The sequence below is a fragment of the Streptococcus sp. ELY_137 genome (assembly GCF_058314515.1).
Genome location: NZ_JBZFUL010000013.1, coordinates 15082 through 31682, shown reverse-complemented (window position 1 = coordinate 31682; position 16601 = coordinate 15082). Strand labels below are relative to the sequence as shown.

Annotated in this window: 15 protein-coding genes; 12 read left to right on the top strand and 3 right to left on the bottom strand. The window is 40.8% G+C overall.

Features of this window, described 5'->3' with window-relative positions:
• Positions 1–42 precede the first annotated feature (42 nt).
• Positions 43–1662 (bottom strand): ATP-binding cassette domain-containing protein, encoded by a 1620-nt coding sequence (locus AC4HAO_RS08795; RefSeq protein WP_491135153.1) that lies wholly within the window; start codon positions 1660–1662, stop codon positions 43–45.
• Positions 1663–1882: 220 nt separating this feature from the next.
• Here AC4HAO_RS08795 and trpS point away from each other — a divergent pair, with 220 nt between their 5' ends.
• Both trpS and guaB read left to right on the top strand, forming a co-directional pair.
• Positions 1883–2905: a tryptophan--tRNA ligase gene (gene trpS, locus AC4HAO_RS08790; protein ID WP_491135152.1), complete on the top strand. Its 1023-nt coding sequence runs from the start codon at positions 1883–1885 to the stop codon at positions 2903–2905.
• 161 nt (positions 2906–3066) lie between these two features.
• Positions 3067–4548 carry an IMP dehydrogenase gene (gene guaB / locus AC4HAO_RS08785; RefSeq protein ID WP_491135151.1) on the top strand — a complete coding sequence of 494 codons (1482 nt, stop codon included), beginning with the start codon at positions 3067–3069 and terminating at the stop codon, positions 4546–4548.
• A 225-nt stretch (positions 4549–4773) separates the two neighbouring features.
• On the opposite strand, the gene recF is transcribed toward guaB, so the two are convergent.
• Positions 4774–5862 carry a DNA replication/repair protein RecF gene (gene recF / locus AC4HAO_RS08780; RefSeq protein WP_491135150.1) on the bottom strand — a complete coding sequence of 363 codons (1089 nt, stop codon included), beginning with the start codon at positions 5860–5862 and terminating at the stop codon, positions 4774–4776.
• A gap of 2 nt (positions 5863–5864) precedes the next feature.
• A complete protein-coding gene (locus tag AC4HAO_RS08775) occupies positions 5865–6224 on the bottom strand; it encodes an RNA-binding S4 domain-containing protein (RefSeq protein ID WP_491135148.1) in 360 nt (119 codons plus the stop codon).
• Between the two features lie 80 nt (positions 6225–6304).
• On the opposite strand from AC4HAO_RS08775, the gene yfmF reads away from it, so the two are divergent.
• The 10 genes from yfmF to AC4HAO_RS08725 all read left to right on the top strand — a co-directional run bounded on the left by yfmF (position 6305) and on the right by AC4HAO_RS08725 (position 16592).
• Positions 6305–7555, top strand: a complete 1251-nt coding sequence (gene yfmF / locus AC4HAO_RS08770; RefSeq protein ID WP_491093123.1) for an EF-P 5-aminopentanol modification-associated protein YfmF — start codon at positions 6305–6307, stop codon at positions 7553–7555.
• A 1-nt stretch (position 7556) separates the two neighbouring features.
• Entirely contained in the window at positions 7557–8831 is a 1275-nt protein-coding gene (yfmH, locus tag AC4HAO_RS08765) for an EF-P 5-aminopentanol modification-associated protein YfmH (protein ID WP_491135147.1), read from the top strand.
• A 60-nt stretch (positions 8832–8891) separates the two neighbouring features.
• Positions 8892–9752 carry a helix-turn-helix domain-containing protein gene (locus AC4HAO_RS08760; protein ID WP_491093121.1) on the top strand — a complete coding sequence of 287 codons (861 nt, stop codon included), beginning with the start codon at positions 8892–8894 and terminating at the stop codon, positions 9750–9752.
• A gap of 13 nt (positions 9753–9765) precedes the next feature.
• Complete coding sequence (gene pgsA / locus AC4HAO_RS08755) at positions 9766–10308, top strand: CDP-diacylglycerol--glycerol-3-phosphate 3-phosphatidyltransferase (RefSeq protein WP_447452897.1); 543 nt, start codon at positions 9766–9768, stop codon at positions 10306–10308.
• A gap of 3 nt (positions 10309–10311) precedes the next feature.
• Positions 10312–11148, top strand: coding sequence for an energy-coupling factor ABC transporter ATP-binding protein (locus tag AC4HAO_RS08750; RefSeq protein WP_491135146.1), 837 nt, complete (start codon positions 10312–10314; stop codon positions 11146–11148).
• On the top strand, positions 11124–11963 hold the full coding sequence (locus AC4HAO_RS08745) for an energy-coupling factor transporter ATPase (protein WP_491093118.1): 840 nt from the start codon (positions 11124–11126) through the stop codon (positions 11961–11963). Before AC4HAO_RS08750 ends, AC4HAO_RS08745 begins: the two co-directional genes overlap by 25 nt.
• Positions 11956–12750, top strand: a complete 795-nt coding sequence (locus AC4HAO_RS08740; protein WP_491093117.1) for an energy-coupling factor transporter transmembrane component T family protein — start codon at positions 11956–11958, stop codon at positions 12748–12750. The genes AC4HAO_RS08745 and AC4HAO_RS08740 overlap by 8 nt, the downstream gene beginning before the upstream one ends.
• Before the next feature lie 198 nt (positions 12751–12948).
• Entirely contained in the window at positions 12949–13953 is a 1005-nt protein-coding gene (locus AC4HAO_RS08735; protein WP_491135145.1) for a LysM peptidoglycan-binding domain-containing protein, read from the top strand.
• 176 nt (positions 13954–14129) lie between these two features.
• On the top strand, positions 14130–14762 hold the full coding sequence (locus tag AC4HAO_RS08730) for a transglycosylase SLT domain-containing protein (protein WP_491135144.1): 633 nt from the start codon (positions 14130–14132) through the stop codon (positions 14760–14762).
• Between the two features lie 120 nt (positions 14763–14882).
• Complete coding sequence (locus tag AC4HAO_RS08725) at positions 14883–16592, top strand: hypothetical protein (RefSeq protein ID WP_491135142.1); 1710 nt, start codon at positions 14883–14885, stop codon at positions 16590–16592.
• Positions 16593–16601 lie beyond the last annotated feature (9 nt).

Genomic DNA, 16601 nt, shown 5'->3' with positions numbered 1-16601 from the left:
ACTCTGCGAATGTTGTGGATCTTACCTCTCAGCGAGATAGCATTATTGCCATAGTTCTTGGACCTTAGTCTGAACTTCTGTATTTTCAAGAAACTCATCATATGTTTCATCGATACGGTCGATAACCCCATTTCTAGAAATGACAACGACATGATTGGCTAAGGTTTGAATAAATTCATGGTCGTGACTAGCAAAGATAATGGATTCTTTGAAATCTTTGAGGCCATCATTAAGACTGGAAATGGATTCCAAGTCCAAGTGATTTGTTGGGTCATCTAAAACAAGAACATTAGATTTAAGAAGCATGAGCTTAGACAGCATCACGCGCACTTTTTCTCCCCCTGATAAAACGTTAACGGACTTATTAACTTCATCACCGGAGAAGAGCATACGTCCTAGGAAACCACGCAGGAAGGTATTATCATCTTCCTCCTTAGAAGCAAACTGGCGCAGCCACTCGAGAATAGACTCGCCAGACGCGAAGTCTTTAGAGTTATCTTTTGGCAGATAAGAGCGGCTGGTAGTGACACCCCACTTGATGGTTCCCTCATACTCAATTTCTCCCATTAGAGCTCGAATAAGGGCTGTAGTCTGGATATCGCTTTCTCCGATGAGGGCGGTCTTATCACCTGGACGTAGAATAAAGCTGATCTTATCAAGAATTTTTTCACCATCAATAGTGACAGAGAGGTTCTCAACACTCAAAAGATCATTACCAATCTCACGTTCAGACTTAAAGCTGATAAATGGATATTTACGACTAGATGGGACAATCTCTTCTAACTCAATTTTATCCAGCATCTTTTTACGGGATGTCGCTTGTTTAGATTTTGAAGCGTTAGCTGAGAAACGGGCAACAAATTCCTGCAATTCCTTAATTTTTTCCTCTGCTTTAGCATTGCGGTCAGCCTGTAGTTTTGCGGCCAGTTCAGAAGACTCCTTCCAGAAGTCATAGTTACCAACGTAAAGCTGAATCTTACCGAAGTCAAGATCAGCCATGTGGGTGCAGACCTTATTTAAAAAGTGGCGGTCGTGAGATACAACGATAACGGTATTTTCAAAATCGATTAAGAAATCTTCCAACCAAGCAATAGACTGAATATCAAGACCATTGGTCGGCTCATCCAAAAGAAGAACATCTGGCTTGCCAAAGAGAGCCTTGGCAAGGAGAACCTTAACCTTGTCTCCATTACTAAGCTCGCTCATATTTTGGTAGTGAAGCTCTTCAAGAATATTGAGATTTTGCAGGAGTTGAGAGGCTTCACTCTCAGCTTCCCAGCCGCCTAATTCAGCAAAAACACCTTCAAGCTCGGCAGCACGAACCCCATCTTCTTCGGAAAAATCGGCCTTCATATAAATGGCATCCTTCTCCTTCATAACCTTATAGAGCTGCTCATTTCCCATGATAACAACATCAATAACGCGCTCTTCTTCGTAGTCAAAATGGTTTTGACGAAGGACAGATAGACGCTCATCTGGGCCGAGCGTCACGTGGCCGGTTGTTGGCTCAATGTCACCAGCCAAGATTTTTAGGAAGGTGGATTTCCCAGCACCGTTGGCTCCGATTAATCCATAAGTGTTGCCAGCTGTAAAGTTGATATTGACATCATCAAAAAGCTTGCGGTCGCTAAAGCGCAGTGAAATATTTGAAACTGTGAGCAATGAAACTACCTCTTTATCTTCTATAAACTGTCTTTCATTCTACTAGAAATAGGCCGATTTTTCAAACTAAAGCCGTTTATCTAAAATAAGTTAAAAGAAAGCTTTAGTAAGGAATTCTTGGAAAAGCAGCTGGTAAAGACTTCTGCATAAGAGCTACGTGTCCAACAAGATTTATGATATAATTTAAAGAGCTATTCAAACAAAAACTAGGGGTAAAATAATGACGAAACCAATTATTCTGACAGGCGATCGGCCGACAGGTAAACTTCACATTGGACACTATGTAGGTAGTTTGCAGAACCGTGTTCAACTGCAAAATCAAGGTAAGTATAAAATGTTTGTCTTCTTGGCGGATCAGCAGGCTTTAACAGATCACGCAAAAGATCCGCAAACAATCGTTGATTCTATCGGTAATGTAGCTTTAGACTATTTGGCAGCAGGACTTAATCCTGAACAATCGACAATTTTTATTCAAAGTCAGATTCCGGAGTTAGCCGAATTAACCATGTATTACATGAATCTGGTGTCTTTAGCCCGTCTAGAGCGCAATCCTACTGTCAAAACAGAGATTGCACAAAAAGAATTTGGTGAATCCATTCCTACAGGCTTTTTGGTTTATCCTATTGCACAGGCAGCAGATATTACGGCCTTTAAGGCGAATTTTGTTCCTGTTGGTAATGATCAAAAGCCCATGATTGAACAGACCCGCGAAATTGTGCGTAGTTTTAATCATGCTTATAATACTGATGTTCTGGTCGAACCAGAAGGCATCTATCCTGAAAATGAGTCGGCGGGTCGCCTGCCAGGCCTTGATGGCAATGCCAAAATGTCCAAGTCTTTAGGCAACGGGATTTATCTAGCTGATGACGCAGACACACTCAAGAAAAAAGTCATGAGTATGTATACTGATCCCAATCATATAAAAATTGAAGATCCTGGAAAGATCGAAGGGAATATGGTCTTCCATTATTTAGATGTCTTTGGACGTGAGGAAGATCAAGCAGATATTAAGGCTATGAAAGACCATTATCAACGTGGTGGCTTAGGTGATGTCAAAACAAAACGTTACCTTTTAGAAATCTTGGAGCGTGAGCTAGGGCCTATTCGTGAACGCCGCTCGGAGCTCGCAAAGGATATGGGCGAGGTCTATCGCATGTTAGAAAAAGGAAGCCAAGCAGCCCGTCAAACTGCTGCCCAAACCTTAGATGATGTTAAGTCAGCCATGGGGTTAAAATACTTTTAAACTTTAATTGAATTCAAGCTCTTTTTGAGCCTTGGGTTCTTTTTATTTTCATAAAATTTTGCGCCGATTGTTATTGACAAAAATTTTTAGCATGATATGATTATATACTAATAATAAGAGCTCTTGAGGCTAAATATCTTATAGAAAAGAGGATGGATTTGATGTCAAATTGGGACACTAAATTTTTGAAAAAAGGCTATACCTTCGATGATGTTTTGCTTATTCCGGCAGAAAGTCATGTACTTCCAAATGAAGTTAATATGCAGACGAAACTGGCAGCGAATTTGACATTAAACATTCCTATCATTACTGCTGCCATGGACACTGTAACTGAAAGCGGTATGGCTATTGCTATGGCGCGTGCTGGGGGCTTGGGTGTAATCCATAAAAATATGTCAATCGAAGCTCAGGCTGAAGAAGTCCGTAAGGTAAAACGTTCAGAAAATGGCGTCATCATTGACCCATTCTTCCTAACACCAGAGCATACTGTTGCAGAAGCAGATGAATTGATGGGGCGTTATCGCATTTCTGGTGTTCCAGTTGTAGAAACTCTGGAAAATCGTAAATTAGTCGGTATTCTTACCAACCGTGATATGCGTTTTATTTCTGATTATAGCCAGCCGATCAAGACTTACATGACTAGTGACAATCTAGTGACGGCTCCAGTAGGCACGGATCTAAAGACAGCTGAAGCTATCCTACAACAACATCGCATTGAGAAATTACCTTTGGTTGACGATAACGGTCGTTTATCTGGTTTGATTACCATCAAAGATATTGAAAAAGTTATTGAGTTTCCTAATGCTGCCAAGGATGAATTTGGTCGCCTCTTAGTAGCGGCTGCAGTCGGTGTTACTTCAGATACGTTTGAGCGGGCAACAGCTCTCTTTGAAGCTGGTGCAGATGCCATTGTTATTGACACAGCTCATGGTCACTCAGCTGGTGTTCTTCGCAAAATTGCTGAGATCCGCTCAACCTTCCCAGATAAGACCTTGATTGCTGGTAATATTGCAACTGCTGAAGGAGCGCGTGCCCTCTATGAAGCAGGTATCGATGTGGTTAAGGTAGGTATCGGCCCAGGTTCAATCTGTACAACCCGTGTTGTAGCCGGTGTTGGTGTTCCTCAAATCACTGCTATCTACGATGCAGCTGGTGTTGCTCGTGAATACGGTAAGACGATTATTGCTGACGGTGGTATCAAGTATTCTGGTGATATCGTCAAAGCCCTAGCTGCTGGTGGCCATGCTGTCATGCTTGGTTCCATGCTGGCAGGTACCGATGAAGCTCCTGGTGAAACAGAAATCTTCCAAGGACGTAAATTCAAGACTTACCGTGGTATGGGATCTGTTGCTGCTATGAAGAAGGGATCTAGCGACCGCTACTTCCAAGGTTCTGTTAATGAAGCTAATAAGCTTGTTCCAGAAGGAATTGAAGGCCGTGTAGCTTATAAAGGTGCTGCTGCTGACATTGCCTTCCAATTGGTCGGTGGTATTAAGTCAGGCATGGGCTACACTGGTGCTGCAGATATTCCAGCCCTTCACGATAAAGCCCAATTTATCGAAATGTCAGGTGCTGGTCTAATCGAAAGCCATCCTCACGATGTGCAAATTACCAATGAAGCTCCAAACTACTCTGTTCAATAAAAAATATAAGAGTATAAAAATAAAAACTGGTAGACAATTAAAAACCGAGTTTAAGGATCAAAGGGCCTCAAACTCGGTTTTCTATTTTTCTGGAATTCCTTATTTAGATTTTTGGATAGGTTATGACATTAAGTAATAAAGTATTTCCACAGTATCTACATTTTTAGTGTAAATATAGTTGACAGAAAGTTGACGGTTTTAAATATCGAAACAACAATATCTCCCCTAATTCTTTATATCTCCCTTATCGACTGTAAATATTTTAAGATTGTCAGGTAACTGATGAAGATGCTCTAAACTTGTCGTTGTAATAAAAGTTTGAACATTTGTCTTAATCCCTTCTAGTAATTTCAGCTGTCGATGATTATCAAGTTCACTCATGACATCATCAAGCAAAAGGATAGGCTGATCACCTGTTGCTGCCTTGATGAGCTCAATTTCTGCCATCTTTACTGACAGTATCAAACTGCGCTGCTGCCCTTGGCTACCAAATGAAGCATTCATCCCATTGATAAAAAAAGATAGATCATCACGATGAGGGCCTACTCCAGTATTTTTTTTAAAGCTATCACGACTGAAACTTTTAGATAGCTGCTCTAAAAAACTCTGCTTAATGTCTGATTTATCTGGAATATTGACAGAAGGTTGATAGGTAATAGTAAGGTCTTCTAACTGGTTAGAAATCGTATAGTGATGTTTGCTGGCTTCTTGTTCCAAATCCTGTATAAATTTGAAGCGATGTTCCATAACCTTACTGCCATAGTCAGTTAATTGCTCGTCAATAACAGCCAGATAATCTTTATCAATCTTTTCAGCTGATTTAAGGTAAGCATTGCGTTGCTTCAACACATGATTGTAATTGGATAAATCTGAGAGGTAAATAGGTCTTATCTGCCCCAAATCAATATCTAAAAATTTACGCCTCAGACTAGGTGCTCCCTTTACAAGCTGTAAATCTTCAGGTGCAAAAAGAACAACAGTCATATGTCCGACATAATCGGACAGTTTAGTCTGCTTGAGATAGTTAACCTTAGTTGTCCGCCCTTTGTCAGATAAATTGATTTCTAAAGGAAGTTTTCCGCTTGTTCGTCTCAAAAGTCCTGAAACTGACAGTTCATTGGCCTGAAAATTGATGAGCTCTTTGTCTGAACGCGTTCGATGGCTGCGTGTTAGAGCTAAAAAATAAATAGCTTCGAGAAAATTCGTCTTTCCTTGGGCATTTTGACCCACAAAAACATTTAGGTTACTGGAGAATTCTGCAGTTACATCTTGATAGTTTCGAAAATTTTTAAGTGCAATAGATTCGAGCCACATCTTTAAGTCCCCGGAAATTTTACAGGTCCCCGGCCTGTAGGCTGCGTCTGTCCCCGCTTTTCTTGCTTTTTGTTCATCTTTTTAACTATAGCAGCGACACGCTCTTTTTCTGCTTGTTCTTCTTGATGTTGAGCCAACTCTTTAGAATTAGGAGCAACTAGATTAATTGTTAATTGACGACTGGGAATCTCAATTTTATCTCCAACCCTTAACTTTTTACGGCGGCGCTTCTCATCTTCACCGTTAAAGAGGACGGTAGTATCAGCTAAGAAAGATTTGACAGCACCACCACTGGAAATAACCCGTAAATCTTTCAACAGGGACTGTAAAAGAATATAGTCTTCAAAGAGTTTGTATTCCATACCCACCTCAACTTTCTAATGAGAATATTATAGCATAAAATGCTATAATTTAAGTCAATAACTAACTTAGAGGAAAGCAGATGAAACTAGTTGATGGTGTTAATTTACACCTCATTAAGACGGATAAATTTAAAACCAATCATATTACCCTACGCTTTACAGGTAAACGCCAAAAAGAAACTATTGCCCGCCGCGTATTAGTTGCACAGATGCTGGCTTTAGCAAACGAGACCTACCCAAGTTATCGAGCCTTTAAAAGGGCTTTAGCTGATTTATACGGTGCTAGTGTATCAACGAGTGTGTCAACTAAGGGTAAGGCTCATATCGTTGACATTGATATTGAATTTTTGAGCAGTCGCTTTACTTTGAATAAGGAAGAATTGTTGGATAAAATCTTTGACATTCTTTACAGCATTCTTTACAGACCCTTGATTAGTTTGGAACAATTTCAATCCAAGATTTTTGATATAGAAAAAGACAACCTTATATCCTATCTCAAGGCAGACAAGGAGGATTCTTTTTATTACAGTGAATTGAACTTGCGTAAACTTTATTTTCAAGATCCTGATTTACAGCTTTCCAAGTATAGTTCCGATGAGTTAGTTGCGCAAGAAAACTCTTTTACAGCCTATCAAGAATTGCAAAAAATGCTTAAGGAAGATCAGATTGATATTTTTGTTTTAGGTGATAGTGAGGGTTATGCTATTGTAGATAAACTCAATCAATTTCCTTTTAAAGAAAGACAGCTTTACACCTATGTCAACTACCAAGAAGAAAAGCGAGAGGTAACGACAGAAAAAATAGAACGGCGTTTAGATAACCAATCTGTTTTACAATTAGGTTATCATCTTCCTGTTCATTATGGGGATAAAGACTATCCAGCTGCCCAGATTTTAAATGGCATGTTAGGGGCCTATGCTCACTCGCGACTTTTCACAGAAGTGAGGGAAAAAGCAGGCTTAGTTTACACGATAGCCAGTGACTTAGATGGTTATACAGGATTACTACAGATTTACGCCGGAGTTGATAAGTCTGATCGTGAAAAGGTGCTGGCTCTTATCAATAAACAGTGGCATGACTTTAAATTAGGCCGTTTTTCAAGTCATTTGCTAGAACAGACTAAAGAATTTCTGCAAATCCAATCCCAGTTGGCAGCAGATGATCCCAAAATCCTAATTGAAAGAACTTATAATGAGACAGTTGTTTTGAGTAAACAAGTTAACTTTACAAAGTGGCTTCAGGCTGTAAAGAAAGTATCCAAAGCTGATATTGTACACCTAGCGAGGAAAACCCATTTACAAGCTGTCTATTTTTTAGAAGGAGTTCAATGACATGCTAGAGGAGAAAAACTATCCTTGTCTTGGCGAAAGCCTGTATAGGACGACCCTCAAAAATGGCTTAAAGCTTTGCTTGCTTCCTAAACCAGGGTTTTCAGAAATGTCAGCCTTGCTGCAAGTTGATTTTGGGGCTCTCGATCCTCTCCCAATCGACGAGGAAACAGCAGACAATGGATCTCCTGCTGGACTCGCTCATTTTTTAGAACATAAACTTTTTGAACTGCCCAATCATAGGGATGCTGCTCAAAAGTTCTCTGATTTATCAGTTGAGAGTAATGCTTTTACCGGTTTTGAAAAAACAGCTTTTTATTTTACAAGTTTAGGATTCAATGGACAGGCTTTGGAATTGTTGCAAAGTTTTCCAATGACTGCAGATTTTGATCAAGAATCAGTTGATAGGGAGAAGAAAATTATCGAACAAGAGATTGACATGTATCTTGACGATGTTGACTATAAACTTTACAATTCTATTTTAGCGAATTTGTATCCAAATACTAAACTCTCTAACGATATTGCTGGCGACCGCAAGAGCCTATCAGAAATAACGTTAAATGCGCTAGAAAACAGCCATAAAGCTTATTATCATCCAGCAAACATGACCCTTTTTGTTGTTGGAAATTTTGACAAGAATATCCTGCTTACTGAGGTCGAAAAAACGCAAAGCAAGTTTACAGATAGCTTGACAAAACTTGACAAAAAACCGCTAAAATTGACAAAGAATATTAAGCGAAAATCAACCAGTTTTGATACCGCAAGACCCAAACTAGCTTTTGGTATTAGACTACCAGAATTAGCAAAAGGATCAATTCTCCGGCAAAAAGTCGGTCTGCGCCTCTTTTTCTCCCTGCTTTTTGGCTGGACCAGCAGGACCTACCAAAGTTGGTATGACCAAAAACTTATTGATGATTCCTTTGATATTGATATAGAGGTCTCCCGTCGTTTTCAATTTATTTTGCTAACAGCAGATACGCTGCAACCCATTAAATTAGTCAATCAAATTAGAGAGAGTTTGAAGCACTTCCTAATATCAGATGACATGAACCAAGAACATTTGACCTTGCTCAAGCGGGAAACTTATGGAGACTTCTTGAGGAGCTTAGATTCAATGGAGCATCTCCTTACTCAGCTGGCTGCCTATGAAACTGATGAAGAGGCTTATTTAGATTTACCCACAATTTTGAATCAGTTGACTCTGGGAGATGTTAAGCAGATTGGACAAGACCTTGTCAGGGAAATGGAAGTTTCAGAATTTACTATCTTTCCAAACTAGTTATAAAATAGTTTGAAATTTGGTATAATAAAAGGCAGTTGATTATTTTGAGGTGTTAGTATGAAGAAAAAGAGCATCGGTCAGGTTTTACGCGACGCTCGTCAAGCAAAAGATTTGACTGTAGAGCAGGTTTCAGAAGATTTGGAACTGCCTATGCAGTACATTACAGTTATGGAGCTCAACCAGTTTAAATTTGTCAGAGAAGGGCAGGTTACAGATTACCTGACTAGGTACGGTGATTATTTAGAATTAGATAGTCAACTTTTATTGGAAGGGTATCAAAATCCTGATTTTGAAATTGAAGTTGACGAAGATGAACCCCAAGAGGAAGAAGAAACAGCAGGCCAAGAGCAGGAACCTGATAAGTGGAAATGGCTCCGATCGGAGCGCTTTGATTATGTAGAAGATGATCCTAACAGAAGGCTCCCTTTAGTCATTTTGTCTTTGCTCAGTCTTCTCATGGTCGGTTTAATTGGTACAGCTGTCTATTTTCAATGGGAACAAGAAACGAGCGCAACTGCTCCTAGATCCTCTTTAAAAGCGGTGGGATCAAGCACTCAACAAACAGGACCATCAGAGTCGTCAACTTCTAGTCAATCCAGCTTGACAGCTAAGACCAGAGGTTCTTATACGACAGTGAAACTTACCGGTGATACACCCCCTAAGGTTACTATTGAGATTTCTCAAGATTTTGAGGACGAAAACCTTATCAGGGTTACCAATTCAGACCTAGATAAAAAGGGACTCGCCTTAGGTGGGGAAAATAAGAGTGTTACTGTTACATTAGCACCTAATGTTGATAAATCTGTCATTACCCTTGACAAAGTTGACCATGTAACTGTCAAGATTAATGGACAGACCCTCGATCTCTCAAACCTTAACAAAGACAATACAAACTATATTACCCTCACCCTTAACTAAGAAAGAAATTATTATGACAAAAAAAGAAAACCTTCCAAATCTTTTAACCTTAATCCGTATCATAATGATACCGATTTTCTTGCTCTTAACCTCTATTCCAAGTAACACCAAATGGCATCTTCTAGCAGCTTTGGTATTTGCAGTTGCCAGCTTTACAGATTATTTGGATGGCTATCTAGCTCGCAAATGGCAGGTTGTAACCAACTTTGGTAAATTTGCAGATCCCCTAGCCGACAAGATGTTAGTTATGTCAGCCTTCATCATGATTGTTGGGATGGACTTAGCTCCTGCTTGGATTTCGGCTATTATTATTTGCCGGGAACTGGCTGTTACAGGTCTGCGTCTTCTTCTAGTGGAGACGGGTGGGCAAGTCTTAGCCGCTGCTATGCCGGGGAAAATTAAGACAGTTACACAAATGCTAGCTATTATCCTCCTTTTGTGTCATCTATCCCTACTAGGGACTATAATGCTCTACATTGCTCTCTTCTTTACCATATATTCTGGTTATGATTACTTCAAAGGAGCGGGCTACCTTTTCAAAGATACCTTTCAGTAATTTATGACAGCGATAATCTCTCTCGAACAAGTAAGTTTTAAATACGATAAGCATCAAAACGATATTTTAAAAGACGTAACGTTTCACGTGAAACGTGGCGAATGGCTAGCTGTTGTTGGCCATAATGGTTCAGGTAAGTCAACTCTGGTTCGTCTAATTGACGGTCTCCTAGAAGCTGACTCAGGACGAATTATAATTGATGGTCAAGAATTGACAGCTGACAATGTTTGGGACTTGCGTCGCAAGATTGGTATGGTTTTTCAAAATCCTGATAATCAATTTGTTGGGGCCACTGTTGAAGATGATGTTGCTTTTGGATTGGAAAACCAAGGCCTGCCTTACCAAGAAATGAAAAAGAGAGTACAGGAAGCCTTGGAGCTAGTTGGCATGTCAGAGTTTGCCAGTCGGGAACCTGCACGCTTATCTGGCGGACAAAAGCAACGTGTGGCTATCGCTGGCATTGTAGCTATGCGGCCGGAGATACTTATCCTTGACGAAGCCACTAGTATGTTGGATCCAGAAGGCCGTCTCGATTTAATGGCTACTATCAAGATTGTTCGTGAACAGTATGGGATGACTGTTATTTCTATCACGCATGATCTTGATGAGGTTGCCTTGAGTGATAGAGTCTTGGTTATGAAATCCGGACAAGTTGAGTCAACAGCCCTGCCAACTAAATTTCTAGGAAGGGGTGAGGAGCTGGAAAGCTTAGGTATGGATAGCCCTTTTACAGCTCAGTTGTTAGCAGCCTTACAAAAGACAAAATTTGCTATTTCAAAAACTTATGCTGATGAAAGGGAATTAGGAGATGACTTATGGGAATTACTCTCAGACAAGTAGACTTCACTTACCAAGCGGGAACGCCATTTGAAGGGCGTGCCCTTTTTGATATTAATTTGAATATTAAGGATGGTTCCTATACAGCCTTTATCGGTCATACCGGCAGTGGTAAATCGACTATTATGCAGCTGCTCAATGGCCTGAACCTTCCTACTCAGGGTGAGGTTACAGTTGACGATATTGTGATTACACCGGATTCAAAAAATAAGGTTATTAAGCCTGTTCGTCAGAAAGTAGGTTTAGTCTTTCAGTTTCCTGAAAGCCAGCTTTTTGATGAAACAGTACTCAAGGATGTTGCTTTTGGTCCACAAAATTTTGGCATGGCCAAAGATCAAGCTGAACAAATCGCTGGTGAAAAGCTTCGCCAAGTCGGTATTAGTGACGATCTATTTGATAAAAATCCTTTTGATTTATCTGGAGGACAAATGCGCAGGGTAGCTATCGCCGGTATATTAGCCATGGAGCCCCAAATTTTAGTCTTAGATGAGCCGACTGCTGGCCTAGATCCTAAGGGCCGAAGAGAATTAATGGAGTTATTTGCTGAGCTCCATCACCAAGGCCAAACTATTGTTCTAGTGACCCATCTCATGGACGATGTTGCTAATTATGCTGATTTTGTCTATGTGTTAGAACAGGGACGAATAATCGCTTCTGGCCAGCCAAGCCAGATTTTTCAGAATCTCGATTTCTTGGAGAGTAAACAACTGGGTGTGCCTAAAATTACTAAATTTGCTCATGATTTAGTTCAACGAGGCTGGCAACTGGAGCATTTGCCAATAACCATCAAAGAGTTTGTGGAGGCCTTACATGGATAAGCTAATTTTAGGAAGGTACATTCCAGGTAATTCCCCTATTCATCGCTTAGATCCCCGCAGTAAGCTTCTTGCTATGTTTATCTTTATCTTGATTATTTTTTGGGCCAACAACCTAGTTACCAATCTTATTATGACTGGTTTCACTTTAAGTCTAATAGGCTTATCCCGCATGAAGCTTTCTTTTTTCTTAAATGGTTTGCAATCTATGTTTGGTATTATTCTCTTTACAACGGCCTTTCAGATGTTCTTTAATCATCAAGGGCAGCTAATTTGGCAATTTGGGATACTAAAAATAACAGACACTGGTTTTCAGACGGCAACCCTGATTTTTATGCGCTTTGTTCTGATTATCTCCTTTTCAACCCTATTGACATTGACAACAACTCCTTTGAGCCTGTCGGATGCTGTAGAATCTTTACTTAAACCACTTAAACCGTTTAAAGTTCCCGTTCATGAAATCGGCCTTATGCTTTCGCTCAGCTTACGCTTTGTGCCGACCTTAATGGATGACACCAGCCGAATCATGAAGGCCCAACGTGCCCGAGGTGTTGATTTTGGTGAGGGAAGTCTGGTTCAAAAAATTAAATCCATCATACCTATCTTGATTCCCCTCTTTGCTTCAAGTTTTAAACGGGCAGATGCGCTGGCCGTTGCCATGGAAGCGCGTGGTTATCAAGGAGGGGATGGTCGCAGCAAATACCGCCGTCTGCTGTGGCGCTGGCCGGATAGTTTAGCTATCTTTATAATGATAGGTTTGGGTCTCCTTCTCTTTTTCCTCAAGAGTTAGTTCTTAAAATATTTGTCCTAGCCCTTAAATTAAAAGTGAAACTGGAAAACTTGGGTTATTGCGCAAATAGCTCAAGATTTCCAGTTTCTTTATCAAGATTAAAAATGTCTGTAATATTTTTAATCTAAGGCTAAAACTAGGGTAACAAAAAGAGTGTATAGTATAGGGTATATTTTAAAAAAGGAGCATAATTTTTTTATGTCTACTAAATCAATTTTGAAAAATGCACTCCATTCTAAAAAATTAGCCTTGGCTAGTTTGTCGGCAGCAGCAGCATTCGGCGCAACAGCCGTTGCCCATGTTGCTCACGCTGAAACTTACACAGTCAAGGCGGGAGATACACTTTCAGCAATTGCTGAAAGTCACAATACCACTGTTGATAACTTGGCTCAAATCAATAATATTGAAAATCCAGACTACATTGTGGCTGGACAAAATATTGAAGTGTCAGGTGCTGTAGCCACAGCAGGCTCAGCAGCGGAATTGACCAGTGCTGATACAGCTGCAGCGACAAGCGAAGCGGTTGAGGCTCCAGCGGTCCAAGAGGTTGCTGATGCTTCAGTAACCAGCGAAGCCCCTGTCCAAGCTCCAGCATATGATGCAGCAGCGACAAGCGAAGTAACCCAACAAGAAGAAGTTAGTTATGCTGCTAGTGAAGCGCCGCAAGAACCAGTTGTTGAAGAGGTTCAAGCCCCAGCACCAGAAGAAGTAGCTACTCAAGAAACGACGAGCAGTGAAACTTCAACTCAAGAAACAGCCGAACAAGAAGTTCCAGTTGAAAATAGTGAGGCTCCGGCTTCTGAGGCCGTAAGCTCTGAAGAGAGCCAAGCGCCACAAGATGCGAATGCTGTTGTTAGTGAAGAAACAGCTAGCAGTGAAGCCCCGGCTTCTGAAGCAGTGTCTGAGGCCCCAGCAGCTAGCGAAGCGCCAGTACAAGAAGAAGCCCCAGCAACATCTGGTTATGCATCGAGCCTGAGTTCTGCTGATGCAGCTGCCAAAGAAGAAATTGCTCAGCGTGAATCAGGTGGTAGCTATACAGCTGAAAATGGTCAATATTACGGCCGTTACCAACTGACAAGAGATTATCTAAACAATGATTTATCAGAAGAAAACCAAGAACGTACAGCAGATAGCTACGTATCAGGCCGCTACGGTTCTTGGTCAGCAGCCCTTGACTATTGGAATGCCAACGGCTGGTATTAAAAGAAGTAGGTATTCATAAGTAGTAGAGGGATGTAACAAAGAAGCTTTAAGTTAAGAACTTAGAGCTTTTTTGTGTAAATTAATATGTAATTGTAATAATTTTAACACCAATCCAACCCATTGGTAACAAGACTGGGGTAAAATGAGAGAAAACTTGTGTAGTAAAGGAGTTATCAATGCCTAAGAGAAGAACAGACAAAACTAAATTATCTGATAGACTTGTTATTTTTACTATCTTGACGACATTTGCGGCCCTAGTCTTGGGCTTCATCTCTGAAAATAGCAAATTTTCCCTATCTGAATCCTCTTTTGCAGAGGAAGTCTCTCCCTCTGCGAACGATGAAGATGAGGACAAGAAAGCCTCTGCAGCTACTCAGCCTGCTGAAATTGCAGCTTCGACAGCAACAGCTCCTACGGCAGCCTCTCAGCCTCAAGAAGAAACTCTGGCAAATCAGCAACGGCCAGCCACTGCTGATCAAGCACAATCAGCTAACAGCAATACTCCAGCAGTAGCTGCAAGTACAGCTAATACTAATGGAGCCCGTGGATTGGCCAATGGTAACACGGCTGGTGCTGTCGGGTCTGACGCCGCATCCCAAATGGCTGCTGCAACAGGTGTTAGCCAAGCAACATGGGAATACATCATTGCGCGTGAATCCAATGGAAATCCCTACGTTTCTAATGGTTCAGGTGCTTCAGGTCTCTTTCAAACTATGCCTGGTTGGGGTTCAACTGCAACCGTCCAAGATCAAGTCAATGCTGCTATCAACGCCTACAATGCGCAAGGTATGTCAGCTTGGGGAATGTAAAAGCTCAAGGCGTATAAAAAACAAATTAGCCTTGATATGAAGCCATCCACAGCTTGTGGATGGCTTTTTATGATATACTAATAAAGCAAGGCCAAGGCCGTAAAAAGGAGTCAAAAATACATGAATAGAACGTATTTCCAACAATTGAGATCTATTATAGTAGTAGCTTTATTTTCCTTTGCCTTAATCCTCCCCCAATGGATAACCAAAGACGTTATCTTTGGGTCAGATTCTATTTTTCATTACAACCGCTTTTATGAAGCTGCTATGCAAATTAGGCATTGGAACTTCTCCTATTTCATATCTATCTATGGTTTTCAGCAATCAGGACGAATTGTCAATGCAGTCTACGGTCCTTTTTTTGCCTATTTTCAAGGAATCTTGGTACTCTTGGGCCGCTCTTGGTTTGGCTATCAGCTCCTGTCTCGCTTTATTTTAGGCCTAATAGCTGGAATGTCCATGTACAGCCTACTCAGGGCTGCCAAGGTCAAGGAAGAAATCTCCCTCCCTATTGCTTTGTTTTACCTGACAACCTTTTCCATTCAATATTGGACTATGCGTCAGGGGTTCACAAGTTGGGGAGCGGCTGTTATGCCCTTCTGTTTTATACCAGCTATTCGTTTTACCTTTTATAAAGAGCTTCACCCCCTGCAGCTGGCTTTTGCAGTCAGTCTCATTTTTCAAATTCACCTCTTAAGCACCCTCTTTCTGGTTATCATGTACCTCCCCTTCTTTACCTATGGTTTTTTCCAAAGTAAAAATAAGCTCAAGATTTTTAGGCAAGGTCTGCTATCAGTTATCTTAAGTTTAGTTTTAACAGCCAATGTTTGGGTAGCTCTTCTCTTTTTAAGGCTGGATAATAAACTATTGGACCCCTTCGTTAACGAACTAATCAACAACAATGCCATCAATACAGGTTCAAGCTATTGGATCCTAACACCGTTTCCCCTAGTCTTATTCCTGCTGGGTCAGATCGTTTATCTGCTTTGGCGCTGGACTAGTATGGCTAAGTGGAAGCGTGTCCTTCATGCAGCTTACCTACTCTTTATCATCCTGTCAACAACTATTGTTCCTTGGAAATGGCTGGTTGACAATGGTGTCAAGTTTGCCCAGCTGGTCCAGTTTCCTTTTCGCTTTTTTATCCCCGCTACTATCCTGCTTTTACTTATCGGAAGTATGACGCTTAATCGTTTTGTTAAATGGCGTAAATTGATTTCAGTCGTATTAACTCTTTTTGCCTTAATTGGTGCAGTTCAAACTGTCAATACTGCCCACAGGCAAGCTCAAGCTGCTAAGCGTTCCCGCTATGTTTTAAAACCCAACCTCCACGTTCACCCAACTGGCAGTTACCAAGACCAGTACGATGCTGTCTTCGATAGCAATCTCAATAACCTCTTAAAACGAATTGAAAAATCTACTCCGGATTATGTTCCGGTTTACAAGTCTGTCAAGGGTAATGCCTATAATGCCTATGCTGAAAAAATTATTTTTAAGAGAGACATGACCAAACGGGTTAATAACGATGGAACCCTTACCCTAAGTTGGAGTACTAAGAACAGCGAGACAGAGCTGCCTATTGTCGTTTATAAAAAGACGAGGTTAGTACTAAACCATCATGCTTTAAAACGTGATGACTACAGTCTGTCAACCTTTGGTGTTCCAAAAATAAAAAATAAATTAGGTACTAACCAATTGACAGTTAGCTTTACAGAACCAGCTTATTTCCCGCCTGTGCTGTGGTTGACAATTCTTGCTTGGCTGCTTCTAGCTAGTTACTGGCTCTATCACCGCATCAAGGGTTACAATTTCCAAATTTTGCTTTCTGACTAAATCGTGTTA

Coding starts and splice junctions, on each gene's coding strand:
- AC4HAO_RS08745 (WP_491093118.1), top strand. CDS start 11,124: ATGGGAATTACTCTCAGACAAGTAGACTTCACTTACCAAGCGGGAACG.
- pgsA (WP_447452897.1), top strand. CDS start 9,766: ATGACAAAAAAAGAAAACCTTCCAAATCTTTTAACCTTAATCCGTATC.
- AC4HAO_RS08750 (WP_491135146.1), top strand. CDS start 10,312: ATGACAGCGATAATCTCTCTCGAACAAGTAAGTTTTAAATACGATAAG.
- trpS (WP_491135152.1), top strand. CDS start 1,883: ATGACGAAACCAATTATTCTGACAGGCGATCGGCCGACAGGTAAACTT.
- AC4HAO_RS08725 (WP_491135142.1), top strand. CDS start 14,883: ATGAATAGAACGTATTTCCAACAATTGAGATCTATTATAGTAGTAGCT.
- AC4HAO_RS08775 (WP_491135148.1), bottom strand. CDS start 6,224: ATGGAATACAAACTCTTTGAAGACTATATTCTTTTACAGTCCCTGTTG.
- AC4HAO_RS08740 (WP_491093117.1), top strand. CDS start 11,956: ATGGATAAGCTAATTTTAGGAAGGTACATTCCAGGTAATTCCCCTATT.
- recF (WP_491135150.1), bottom strand. CDS start 5,862: ATGTGGCTCGAATCTATTGCACTTAAAAATTTTCGAAACTATCAAGAT.
- AC4HAO_RS08735 (WP_491135145.1), top strand. CDS start 12,949: ATGTCTACTAAATCAATTTTGAAAAATGCACTCCATTCTAAAAAATTA.
- guaB (WP_491135151.1), top strand. CDS start 3,067: ATGTCAAATTGGGACACTAAATTTTTGAAAAAAGGCTATACCTTCGAT.
- yfmH (WP_491135147.1), top strand. CDS start 7,557: ATGCTAGAGGAGAAAAACTATCCTTGTCTTGGCGAAAGCCTGTATAGG.
- yfmF (WP_491093123.1), top strand. CDS start 6,305: ATGAAACTAGTTGATGGTGTTAATTTACACCTCATTAAGACGGATAAA.
- AC4HAO_RS08730 (WP_491135144.1), top strand. CDS start 14,130: ATGCCTAAGAGAAGAACAGACAAAACTAAATTATCTGATAGACTTGTT.
- AC4HAO_RS08760 (WP_491093121.1), top strand. CDS start 8,892: ATGAAGAAAAAGAGCATCGGTCAGGTTTTACGCGACGCTCGTCAAGCA.